The following is a 10,260-nucleotide window of genomic DNA, read 5'->3' as shown; positions in this document are numbered from 1 at the left end:
AATGCTGTAGCTTTCCAGAAAGTTAATTTTTACGAGTTCATCAAGCGCGGCGCGGCATTGTCTTTTGAAGCTGGCGGCTTGAAGATTCCGGCTTCCGGTCAAGCGTTGCAAGAAGGCTATTTTTACGGGGTAGGGTGTCCGGTGGCTGCTGTAGTAAGCATGTAAGGCTTGTGCAAGTGGTTTCTTTCTAATCTGTGTGCGTTGCTGCCAGTCTATCGCTGTCCATGTGGTTTCACTGTAAAGCCTGATTAATTGGCGGTTTAGTTTTATTGTGTAATGGCTGGTTAATTCATCTTCCGCCCCTGATTCAATTAAAGAACCAAAATACTTTTTTCCTTCGTGGCTAATTTCAACGGCGCAAGCGGTCAGGCGGATGATTCCATCATGCAAGCGGCTGTGCTGTTCGCCACCCGTTGAAAGCCCCAATGATTTTAGTATTCCGTGGGCTGTGAAGTTGCAAACGTCACCTAGGGGGTGTTCTTTTGCTAAGTGAACAAGGGTTTCCCATAGGCTCAAATCTTCCTGATTGAGCTGTTTCCCTGTGTATTTTACGGTTATTCCCTGTTGGCTATATAGAACGGCTTTTTCTACATACTGGCGGTCTTTGCCTTGGATCGCTGAAAAAAGAGCCGAACGAATAAGGCTGTTCGGTGTGCCGCGTTTTGACTCCGGCCATAAGGGGAGCTGTATTATCTCGGTCAATTCTCTTTGTCGTGCAAGCTCTTGCATTCGGCTAATGGTTTCCAGTGTTTTCGTATCAACCGGCTGTTCTTTCATTGTCCGCCCCTTGATATAAATATAAAATTATAATGCTATTATTTTATAGCATTATAAAAATATTGTTTTAAGCTTCTTCCCTGTAGGGCTGCGGCTTGTTGTATTTGTGGCATAAATCGTTGATGGCTTCACCTAGAAGCTGTTTAAGTTTTTTTCCGGTTTCGGCTTCCAGCATTTTCAAAGCGCGGCGGACTTCGGGCGGGTAATGCGCTGCCACTGGCACAATGTCCTTTTTATTTGCCGCTGTTGCCTCTACGGGCTGGGGCTGTTGTTTTCCTGCTGCGGTCGCAAGGGCGGCGGTGATCGTGCCGCTTTTTTTCTTTGCTGGGGCGTTCATGGTTTCAGCTCCTTAAAGGGTGGTGATGTAATCGTATAAAGCGGCCATTTCCTGCGCTGCCTTGCCTTTCGGCTCATATTCGGCGGCGGTTAGGCCGATGTTTCCCGCGTCACCGTGGGCGGTGCGCTGGAACATAACCACGGGCGCAACGTTAAAGCCCATTGCTTCGGCGGCTTCTTGGGTTTCTTCGTGCCGTTTGCCTTGCACGGCGGCGCGGTTGATAACGACCGACGCGGTTGGATTTCCGGCCAGTGTCAAAATTTCTTTCACACTCTGCAAGGTTTCAATATCAAATATTTGCGGCTGGATTGGCATTAAAACCCAGTTGGCAACCTTGGCGGCTGAAATAGCGGCCTCGTTGCTTTTCCCTGCGGTGTCAATGATGGCGAGATTAACGCCTTGCGCTTTGGCTGCGTCTAAGACTTGGCGTAAACGGGCGGCTTGGCAGGATATGACGGCGGGGGCTTCCTTATCTTCGCGGCGGTCGCTCCAACTGGCGGCGGTCGCTTGGGGGTCAAGGTCAACAACAGCAACGGCCTTGCCTCTTCTGATGGCTTCAACGGCCAGCCCTAGCGCGGTTGTGGTCTTACCGCTCCCGCCCTTCTGGCCGATGATTGCTAGGATTTTCACGGTTTGGCCTCCGTTATTTTTTTGTAAAATTATAATTTCATAGGGCGATAATCCTATAAAATTATAATTATGTAAAGCATTGATTTTATAAATCTGTAAGAGTTTATCACTTAAATATTAGGGGTCTTGGTTTTACGCATCAATACCAAGAATAAGAACTGGAATATCAATATTCGCTGTTCCGCGGTGGTGTAGATCCCAAGCAAACTGTTCAAAATAAGAAACACCTGTGCTCATTTCATCAGCAAAGTTTTTGACTGGCACAATTTCAATTCCAGTATCAATAAGCCCCATATTGCTAAAGATTGTCATCTTTGCGCAGACGTTGTAAACCATGAAAGCATATTTTCCGAATTGAACTTCAATCCCAAGTTTTGTTCCTGGTTTTACAAAATCCATATCCCTGAATGGCTGCCCTCGTGTTGCTCTAGCGGCTTTATATTCCGGTAAATATTCTCCGTGGACATAATCACAGTTTACCTTGTGATTTTTCCATCCTATTTTTGCGAACTCGGCTTTAAAAGCTTTGTTTATTTCCATTGGAGCAAAAAGCATTTTGCCCATCATCGTTTTTTCTGTGCTTTCTTTTGTTTTGTATAGTGTTGAATCAATTGAGTTGATAACTGCTTCAATTTGGGCAAGCTCTGCGCCATATTTAGAGAAAACAGCATTTTTTCCGCCGTTAAAGTCATATTGAGCGACGATTTTCATAGAAGGGATTCCTGTTGTTGTTCAATCCATGCGCTTGGGATCTGCGCTACTTTTTCTTTGCCTGTTGGCTTGTGAACTGGTTTTCCAAGTGGTCTAATTTTTAACACTCCATTTTGAAAGGCTCTAATTCGTTCCTTCGCCAACTCGATATATTGATTTTCACGATCAATAACCATCCCCCGCCGTTTGTGTCTAATCGAAGCAATCAGGCTGCTACCAACACCGCCAAACGGATCTAACACCCAATCATCTTCGTTGGTGAGTGCCAAAACACACCGTTCAATCAATTCAATTGGAAATTGGCAAGGATGAGATGTTTTTTCTGGATGGTTGGCCTTTACATTAGGAATTTCAATTAAGCCTTGTTCCCACTCTTGACATATAAGAGTCCAATAATCAGAAGGGTTTTTCCCTAATGGATTGCCGCTTGGCTGCCCTGCTTTTTCCCCTTTATAGTGCAGTTTTCCGGGATATTTTGACGGAACGCGCACAGGGTCAAGATTGAATGTGTAATTCTTAGTTTTCGTGAACCAAAGCAACACCTCATAGCGGCCAGAAAATCGCTTTGATGCGTGCAAGCCATGATCGAAGTGCCAAACAATCCGATTTCTTAGCTGCATTCCTAATGCCTTAAAAATCGGATAAAAATATATGTCTAGTGGGAATACTTCGCCATCATGAACAAAGTTTCCTACTTGCCAAACAATGCTCCCATCATCGGAAACAATTCGGCAAAGCTCTGTGATAATTTCGCGCTGCCATTCTAAATATTGTTCTAAGGCAACTTGCTTTTCATATTCTTTGCCGATGTTATAAGGTGGCGAGGAAACAATAAGCTTAAACGTATTTTCTGGTAAAAACTTTAGCTCTTGCAGGGTATCACTTTGCCTAACAACGATACTTTCTTCTTTATCGAAAGAAGACGAAATTTTGTGGTGTTGCATCATACTTGAGCTATGCCGCCTATTTGTTTTAAAGGGGGTTATTATTTTTGTAACTTACAAAACTTATTTATCCAAGAACTTTCGCGGAAACCTTGGCTTTTATTAATTCTTCAAGGCGCGGTAAAGCGTTACCCTGTCCACGTTCAAAAGTGCGGCCACGTCCTGCACCCTCTGGCCTTGTTCGATCTGCTGGCTAGCGTGTTTGATTTGCGCGGCTGATAGTTTCGGCTTGCGGCCAAACTTCACGCCGCGCTTTTGCGCTTCTTTGACTCCGGCCTTGGTGCGCTCGGTTATCAATGACCTTTCCAGCTCGGCCAAAACCCCGACAAGCTGCCACATGGCGCGGCCTGTTGGTGTTTCGGTGTCTATGGCTTCGGTGATGCTCTGAAAACGCACCCCCCGCGCTTTTAGGCTGTCTAGCATGTCGATCAGGTCGCGCAAGCTGCGGCCTAGTCGGTCAAGTTTCCAAACTATCAAGGTATCCCCTAATTCAAGCGAAGCCAGACAACGGGCAAGGGCGGGGCGTTTGCGAACCGTGCCGCTTATGCCTTTGTCCTCGTGTATGGCGTAGCAACCCGCTTTTTTAAGCGCGGCAAGCTGCAAGGCGGTTGTTTGGTCGTCGGTGCTGGTGCGGGCGTATCCTATGATTTTCATGCAATAATTTTGCAATAGACTTTTGCAACATTCAAGCCATTGTTTTTATTGGCTTGGCCGCATGTTGCAAAACTTACCCTTTCCGCAACACTAAAAGAATATTATTATAAAAATATAATTATAACGGATTATATTTTTATAATGAAGCGCGGCGAACTATTGCCCTGTCAAAACCGTTTTTTATGTTGGCTGTCCAATCGTGGCGGCGGCTCGATCAGCGGCAACCTTTCCGACAGCCAACATAAAAAACGGTTGGCTGTCGGCAGACTTAAAACAGGCTTTTTGCAAAAACTTAGGCGTTCTTTTTCGGCTCGTTCAACCGGATAACTAAACGACCATCAACGGGCAGGGCTTCAAGCTGTAAATCAAAGCCTTTTCCGTCCTTGTGTAACCATGCCGCCCCAACTTTCAACCAAGAGCTATCAGCTTCGCCCGTGTCCTTCTTGGTGTAGTCACGGACAATATAGGCGGTATGGCTTGGCTTGTTGTGCTTCTTTTCCTCGGTCATGGCTTGCCCCTTTCTGCTGGTTGCTCGGTTCAGCTTGCCGGAATACCGTTAAGGGTTTGTAAATTGGGCGGGGGAGTCTTAGCTACAATTCGTTTTTGATCGGGTGAAAAGTGATTTGATGACCTGAACGGCGATAAACGCCAATGACCGCGCCGGATTCATCCCGTGCAAGTTCGCCGTCATAGCGTCCGTTGGTCAGACTGGCGGCGCTTATAAATCCCCGCCTCTTTTTTTCTCTTATGATCTGCTCGCTGTGGTGGTTGGCTTGCTCCGTGCGTTTCGCCGCTTTAATGGCGGCTTTTTTAGCTTGTAGAAAGGTTTTTTGTGTGTTGGCCGTGTGTTTCTTCATACCCAACAAACCCACGGCAACGGCTCTAAATTTGCCCGTTAGTTTAACGGTCGCGGCGGCTCTGGTTTTGGCGCGTTGTATCCGCTTGAGTCGGTAAAATTTAGGCGGTCGTCTGGCAAGGCTGAACGGTTGCGAAAGTCGCCCGTGTCCAGCCTTGCCGTTTCTCTTGGTGGCCTTTCTTTTTTTACCTCCCGCACGTTGGCCGTGGTGCGGTCGGTTTAGCGTTCGTGGCCTCGCCCGTGGCTTCGCTGCCGCTCCTCTTCCTCCCATTGTCGCCGGATTCTGTCCATTCGTTCGGGGTCTATTTCTATGCCGTATGTGTCGCGTTTGATGCTGTTGCTTTGCTCGGCTTCATTCGCTGCTTTGGTCTGCTCGGCTTTCCTTTGTCCTGCCGTCTTGGTGGGGTTATCTTCAATGACTTCACCGCGCTTTGGGTATTGCTGCGCCGTATGCTGCGGCACAAAGAAATTTTCAAGGATTCCGGCTACACTCTCAACGGCGGATAGTGTCGCACCTAAGCCCTGATTGATTGCCGCGTTACTGCCGCCCCGCTCTTGGCTCTTGCTTTCCTGTTGTTGCTCCGGCTTGCCCTGTCCCCCCAATTTCTCGGCGGCTTTGTTAATTTCTTCCCGTATGTCCTGACGCTCTGCGTTCCGTGTTTCGGTTTCGCGGTGTAGGTCGCCGCGCTCGGTTTGCTTGCCCTTGCGCTCCATACTGACAGCGGCCACCCCAACATGTTTGGTTGCTTCCCTGAACTGGCATTCTGTAGCGTAGGTAAGATCACCCCGCGCCGTGGCAATTTTTGCCTGTTCGTTTAGTGTCTTGTAACCATGCCGCCACCTATCGGCTTCATGGTGTCCATGCTCCAGCCCTAGGCCGTTCCGTTCCAGTTGTCGCGCCCCAAGCTCTGCCCATTTTTGTTTGAAGCCTTTGAGGGTTTCCCCGCGCTGCTTCAAGTCAGAAAATCTACGGTCTTTGTTCGCCGCCGCCCCGTCTGCATCTATCGCCCTATCCCATACCATGATATGCGTGTGATGGTTTCGCTCATCACCGCGCTTGTTTGGCGTATGGATGGCGGCAGTCACCATAAAACCCTTACGGGTCAATTCTTCCCGTACAAAATCCTTTAAGATATATTCGCGCTGCTGCTCGTCCAGTTGGTGCGGAAATGCTGCGACATATTCAAAAGCTAATGTTGAATTTTTCCGGTTCTCGGTTTCTTCTACTTTGTTCCATGCCGCCCCGATGTCTTGCGCCCACTCTGGCGCATTTTTCGGGGCGGCATGGTGGACATATTCAACCCCGCCTTTTGCCCGATAATCAAAAATTTTCTGCAAGCTATCGTCTTGTAACTTCCCCGCTACCCGATAGGCGGCGGACGCAACCGCGCTTTGCCCTTTGCTCCGGCTTATGGGGTTCGCTTGAAAATGAAAAGCTACAGCGGCCATAGTTCACTTTATGAAAGTCAGGTTTCAGCCCCTGCCTTTGCCGGATGGCAAAGGTGGTCTTAGGCTATTTTAGCTCCGCAGGACGAACCGCAAACGATAGTTTGCATAGGTGCGCCCTTCTTCCCTTTGGTCAGTTCGGTAATCGGTTTACAATCTCCCGATTGTATCACAAAAAAATGAAAATAATGTGCTCGCCAAGGCTCGCGATTTTTTATTCCACCCCTCCGCCCCTAAAGGGGAACGCAAGTTTTTTACAAGGATGATTGTATTTATTAATTTGATTGTGGTTTAATCAGGTGCGCGTCGAGTTCCGCAAGTTCTAGGCGCGTCAAGGGTGATTATTCACCGGACAGGCTGGCTTAATAGCTGGCCTGTCTTACCCGCTTATTTAAGACGGATTATTTATGCTTGTAAAAATTGAACAACAACGCGAAGCCCTGCGGAAACAGATAGAAGCCCTCAAGAAAAAAGAACAGCTTCTTGTGGCGAAACAAAACAGCGAAGCAAGAAAGCTGGATACCCGCCGAAAAATATTGATCGGCGCGGCTGTCATGGCTCACTGTGAACATGATGAAAAATTTGCCGATTTGGTTCGTTCTGCTGTTAAAAACAATATCACGAAAGAGAAAGACAAAGAGGTTTTGAATAGTTGGCTAACTGGCGGTAATCAACAGCCACAACCCGAAGTAAAGGAAAACCCAACCCCATGAGTTAACCAGACACCAGAGCAGAGGCTCAGCCATGAATGAGTATCCCAAGGAACAATATACCGAGTTGTAAAACCTATATAGAAAATCTAGCTCCTGATAATTATACGTTCATACTTTGCCAAGCTTGGTTTAGTGGTTACGTTGCTTGTTGCAATAACCTGCATTCCCACGGCATGATGCCACTCTTTGCATTCGATAATGAAAACGACTCTTGGTATGAATGGTTACATAATTATTGCCTAGCAAATAAAGATTCCCATTCAGCGATTGATACGGCGGCAAAAGAATTTGTTAGGGAAAAAATACAACCCCATCAAACAGGCATTACCGACCTTAGCACCATAGATTTGAGCCTTGTAGCTGGTCTAGGAAACTTGGATTTAGATTATTATTACAACGCTAATAAGGAAGAAAAAAAACCGATACGATGGCGTATATTGTCTTATATGTATGGTTGGTTATCTGCCTTGAATTGCAATAATATGAGCCTTCCTTATTATTGGCATCAAGTGCCGGATTTTCTTAATGCTGAACTAAAGAAAAATAGAAAATGCAAAGTTTTTCAGTTGTTGCAAGATTTTGCTGATTACGCTTTGCACAACAAGTTATGTAATCATTTAGCTGTTCCTGTTCTTGAAGCTCCAGAATTACCTAAAAAAGCAGTATTGCCCCCCGTTTGGTTTCTTGCCCTGCCTGTTATCTGGTTGGTTCTTGGTGCGGCATTTAAGACCTTCATGGGGCTTTTGCTTATATTTCTTTTTTTATGGGCAGTTTCTTCAATATTGAAAGCAATTTTCAAAAAACGCCCTGAAAAAATCAACGTTGTTTTTAATCGGCGGCCTTTTTATCAGGCGGCTAATTCATCACCGCCCAAACCAGTGCAACAAGTCGCGCAATATTTGCCGCGTGGTTCTGGTGAATTTGGGGATGCTGGTTTTGCCCATCCCTACGAGGCGCATCAATTCGGTTTGAATGATGCACAACCTAATGACGGCGTTTATCTGCAACAACTTATTCAAGCGGAAACGCCAAAGGGTCAATATCAAGACCAAGACAAACGGGAAATACTGCATAATCATTTGTTTTATGCAGGTGAAAACCAGCTAATCACGATTGCCCCGCCTGGTTCTGGAAAAGGTCAAGCCGCTATTATCCCCACGTTGTTAAGCTGTTTTGAATCTGCTGTTATGCTCGATGTCAAAGGCGAGTTGCACCAGCAAACCGCGTCCTATCGTCAAGAAAAAATGGGGCATAAGATTATCAGGATTAACCCGTTTAATATGCAAGGCGTGGGTTCTAATCGGTTTAATCCGCTGGCTGATCTTAACCCAGACGATGAAGACGGTTGCGCTCTTGGCATTATGGCGATTTCTCAAGCTCTCGTTCCCCATGATGCCAGTAAGCCATTTTTTTCTGACCGCGCCCGTTCGCTTGTCAATGCGGCTTTGGGGTCTATCATCTGGAGCGAAAGAAAGCGCGGTAATGTTCCGACTTTGCCCATGCTCTCCGATATGCTGCACCGTAATAGTCTCCAACTGGCGGCATGGTTGGACTCGGCTGCGGAACAATGCCCTTTGTTGATCGTCCGCGATAATGCTAAGACCTTCACCGGAAATTCGGACATGATAGAAAGTGTTAAGGCAACGGCTTTGCAGGGCTTGGAATTTCTTAAGCTGCCGTCCGTTACGGATTTTCTAAGCGGCCATGATTTCACTTTCCGCGAATTACGCGACAACAAGGCAAGCGTTTACATTATGATTCCCCTGTCTGCCTTGGAGTCCATGCGCTTTTTTATCCGGCTGTTGGTTCAAGTTGGTTTTGCAGAATTTGAGTATTTCGAGGATAAGCATAAAAACCGCGTGTTGATGGTTCTCGATGAAGTGGCGCAACTCGGCTATATGGAAAAAATCGTAAATTCCTATTCAATCAATCGGGGCTACAATCTGCGCGTTTGGACGATCTGGCAAAACCTTACGCAAATGAAAGGGGTTTACCCTGATAATTGGGAATCTATGCTATCGGCTTCGGCGGTCGCGCAATTTTTCACGCCTAACGATATGTTCACGGCTGAATGGTTAAGTAGGCGCATAGGGGATTCAACGGTTGTGGCCTCAAGTTCTGGGGAAAACCAAAGCTTCGGGTTGGATTCGCAAGGTCGGCCAACATCCAGCCACAACCAAGGCACGAATACAAGCAAGCAAGCACGCCGTTTTATGTCGCCGCAAGATTTGATGAGCTTGCCCTATAATCGCGGTTTGTTGGTTGTCCAAGGGCTTAAATATCCGGTGCTGACAACGCGGACTCAAGTCTGGCAACCAGAATCATTGTTTTATAATCGCAGGTAGAAATTCTATAAAAAATTAATTTTATAATTTTATAGGATTATACAAATTTAACCTAAACTACCCCTTGTTTTTGGCTATTGTTGGGTTTTACCAAGCAAGCCATTAAAAAATCAAAAATTAGCCGGAAAATTTGGCCGCTGGCTAGGTTTTAGATATTGGCGGCTAGGGTGGTAGCGAAAAATAATACATTAGCCTCCTTGGCTCTCTGAATGCGATTAAACGCTATATCTAAAAACTGCTTTTTCTTCGTTAGCCTCTTTTTTGTCTTTCGGTTAGTGCTGCGGCCTAAGTAGCCAACACGCCGGAATTGGCCGCTTGCGGTCAACCCGTAAGGGCGCGGGCGATAGCCGCCCGCGTTCTGTGTTGGCTCTGGGTCGGTTTGTCCGTTTTCCGAGTTATCCACAGTTTAGCCACTGCTTGGGGTCGCCCTTTCTTTAGATTAAAAATAGATTAGATAAAGATTAGAGTGTTTTGCAAAATCCATTTAACATTATGATAAATAATGAAATAAAGGCGTTTTTTTTTTATAAAAATGTGCATCGGAAGACGTGCCTAATATGCATCGGAAGACGTGCCTAATGTGCATCGGAAGACGTGCCTTGTGCATCGGAAGACGTGCCTTTGTGCATCGGAAGACGTGCCTTTGTGCATCGGAAGACGTGCGTCTTATTTGTCGCGTTGTAGGGTTGCTAGTCGCTTAACTGTCACTGTATCGCCTTCAATGCTGTAGCTTTCCAGAAAGTTAATTTTTACGAGTTCATCAAGCGCGGCGCGGCATTGTCTTTTGAAGCTGGCGGCTTGAAGATTCCGGCTTCCGGTCAAGCGTTGCAAGAAGGCTATTTTTACG

Annotated in this window: 12 protein-coding genes; 2 read left to right on the top strand and 10 right to left on the bottom strand. The window is 46.5% G+C overall.

The window, feature by feature from the left end:
• The 9 genes from trfA to AADEFJLK_RS22840 form a co-directional block, all read right to left on the bottom strand.
• Positions 1 to 777: plasmid replication initiator TrfA (trfA, locus tag AADEFJLK_RS22885; protein WP_103975932.1), on the bottom strand; the 777-nt coding region annotated here is incomplete at its 3' end.
• A 67-nt stretch (positions 778 to 844) separates the two neighbouring features.
• A complete protein-coding gene (locus AADEFJLK_RS22880; protein WP_103975931.1) occupies positions 845 to 1,114 on the bottom strand; it encodes a ribbon-helix-helix domain-containing protein in 270 nt (89 codons plus the stop codon).
• Between the two features lie 12 nt (positions 1,115 to 1,126).
• The gene (locus AADEFJLK_RS22875) at positions 1,127 to 1,744 is read right to left on the bottom strand and encodes a nucleotide-binding protein (protein WP_103975930.1); all 618 of its coding nucleotides are present in this window, start codon (positions 1,742 to 1,744) and stop codon (positions 1,127 to 1,129) included.
• A 132-nt stretch (positions 1,745 to 1,876) separates the two neighbouring features.
• Entirely contained in the window at positions 1,877 to 2,455 is a 579-nt protein-coding gene (locus AADEFJLK_RS22870; RefSeq protein ID WP_103975929.1) for a BglII/BstYI family type II restriction endonuclease, read from the bottom strand.
• Positions 2,452 to 3,402, bottom strand: coding sequence for a DNA-methyltransferase (locus AADEFJLK_RS22865; protein ID WP_103975928.1), 951 nt, complete (start codon positions 3,400 to 3,402; stop codon positions 2,452 to 2,454). Before AADEFJLK_RS22865 ends, AADEFJLK_RS22870 begins: the two co-directional genes overlap by 4 nt.
• Before the next feature lie 99 nt (positions 3,403 to 3,501).
• Positions 3,502 to 4,053 carry a recombinase family protein gene (locus AADEFJLK_RS22860; RefSeq protein WP_103975927.1) on the bottom strand — a complete coding sequence of 184 codons (552 nt, stop codon included), beginning with the start codon at positions 4,051 to 4,053 and terminating at the stop codon, positions 3,502 to 3,504.
• A 292-nt stretch (positions 4,054 to 4,345) separates the two neighbouring features.
• Positions 4,346 to 4,561, bottom strand: a complete 216-nt coding sequence (locus tag AADEFJLK_RS22850) for a hypothetical protein (protein WP_103975925.1) — start codon at positions 4,559 to 4,561, stop codon at positions 4,346 to 4,348.
• 82 nt (positions 4,562 to 4,643) lie between these two features.
• The gene (locus AADEFJLK_RS22845; RefSeq protein ID WP_103975924.1) at positions 4,644 to 4,910 is read right to left on the bottom strand and encodes a hypothetical protein; all 267 of its coding nucleotides are present in this window, start codon (positions 4,908 to 4,910) and stop codon (positions 4,644 to 4,646) included.
• Between the two features lie 218 nt (positions 4,911 to 5,128).
• Positions 5,129 to 6,358, bottom strand: coding sequence for a MobA/MobL family protein (locus tag AADEFJLK_RS22840; RefSeq protein ID WP_103975923.1), 1,230 nt, complete (start codon positions 6,356 to 6,358; stop codon positions 5,129 to 5,131).
• Positions 6,359 to 6,762: 404 nt separating this feature from the next.
• Here AADEFJLK_RS22840 and AADEFJLK_RS22835 point away from each other — a divergent pair, with 404 nt between their 5' ends.
• Complete coding sequence (locus AADEFJLK_RS22835; RefSeq protein ID WP_103975922.1) at positions 6,763 to 7,068, top strand: hypothetical protein; 306 nt, start codon at positions 6,763 to 6,765, stop codon at positions 7,066 to 7,068.
• Positions 7,069 to 7,241: 173 nt separating this feature from the next.
• Positions 7,242 to 9,413: a type IV secretory system conjugative DNA transfer family protein gene (locus tag AADEFJLK_RS22830; RefSeq protein WP_170065235.1), complete on the top strand. Its 2,172-nt coding sequence runs from the start codon at positions 7,242 to 7,244 to the stop codon at positions 9,411 to 9,413.
• Between the two features lie 666 nt (positions 9,414 to 10,079).
• On the opposite strand, the gene AADEFJLK_RS24825 is transcribed toward AADEFJLK_RS22830, so the two are convergent.
• On the bottom strand, positions 10,080 to 10,260 hold a 181-nt coding region (locus tag AADEFJLK_RS24825; RefSeq protein ID WP_428839038.1), incomplete at its 5' end, for a hypothetical protein.

Origin of the sequence: Methylovulum psychrotolerans (assembly GCF_002923755.1) — a bacterium.
Classification (GTDB): domain Bacteria; phylum Pseudomonadota; class Gammaproteobacteria; order Methylococcales; family Methylomonadaceae; genus Methylovulum; species Methylovulum psychrotolerans.
The sequence above is the reverse complement of the archived record's forward strand: the minus strand, read 5'-3'. Positions and strand labels throughout refer to the sequence as shown.

Coding starts and splice junctions, on each gene's coding strand:
- AADEFJLK_RS22880 (WP_103975931.1), bottom strand. CDS start 1,114: ATGAACGCCCCAGCAAAGAAAAAAAGCGGCACGATCACCGCCGCCCTT.
- AADEFJLK_RS22870 (WP_103975929.1), bottom strand. CDS start 2,455: ATGAAAATCGTCGCTCAATATGACTTTAACGGCGGAAAAAATGCTGTT.
- AADEFJLK_RS22865 (WP_103975928.1), bottom strand. CDS start 3,402: ATGATGCAACACCACAAAATTTCGTCTTCTTTCGATAAAGAAGAAAGT.
- AADEFJLK_RS22860 (WP_103975927.1), bottom strand. CDS start 4,053: ATGAAAATCATAGGATACGCCCGCACCAGCACCGACGACCAAACAACC.
- AADEFJLK_RS22850 (WP_103975925.1), bottom strand. CDS start 4,561: ATGACCGAGGAAAAGAAGCACAACAAGCCAAGCCATACCGCCTATATT.
- AADEFJLK_RS22845 (WP_103975924.1), bottom strand. CDS start 4,910: ATGAAGAAACACACGGCCAACACACAAAAAACCTTTCTACAAGCTAAA.
- AADEFJLK_RS22840 (WP_103975923.1), bottom strand. CDS start 6,358: ATGGCCGCTGTAGCTTTTCATTTTCAAGCGAACCCCATAAGCCGGAGC.
- AADEFJLK_RS22835 (WP_103975922.1), top strand. CDS start 6,763: ATGCTTGTAAAAATTGAACAACAACGCGAAGCCCTGCGGAAACAGATA.
- AADEFJLK_RS22830 (WP_170065235.1), top strand. CDS start 7,242: ATGATGCCACTCTTTGCATTCGATAATGAAAACGACTCTTGGTATGAA.